The organism is Moellerella wisconsensis ATCC 35017, assembly GCF_001294465.1.
In the GTDB taxonomy this organism is placed as follows: Bacteria; Pseudomonadota; Gammaproteobacteria; order Enterobacterales; family Enterobacteriaceae; genus Moellerella; species Moellerella wisconsensis.
In genome coordinates this window covers 1-276 of the sequence record NZ_LGAA01000081.1, presented here as the reverse complement: position 1 = coordinate 276, position 276 = coordinate 1, and the positions used below count along the sequence as shown (strand labels likewise).

Genomic DNA, 276 nt, shown 5'->3' with positions numbered 1-276 from the left:
TAACATCCCCAAAATAATTGGAGTGGTATCAAGGCGGCAAGCGAGTTCATCCCGAAGAGCTTACTCTAGTAAGTGATTCGGGTGAACGAACGCAGCCAACGCAGATACCGCTTCAAGTATGAAGGGGAAAAGGATCAGATAATGTCTCTACTACGTCCCTCTATCATGATGATGCTGATTTTGACCGCCATCACCGGCATAGCCTATCCGTTGCTGACCACGGGGTTAGCGCAGGTGATGTTTCACTCTCAGGCCGAAGGATCGTTGATTGAACAC

1 protein-coding gene is annotated in these 276 nt (G+C 48.9%); it reads left to right on the top strand.

The features are described 5' to 3' along the window. Positions 1 to 141 precede the first annotated feature (141 nt). The coding region (locus tag M992_RS14475) for a potassium-transporting ATPase subunit C (RefSeq protein ID WP_147638205.1) at positions 142 to 276 on the top strand (135 nt) is incomplete at its 3' end.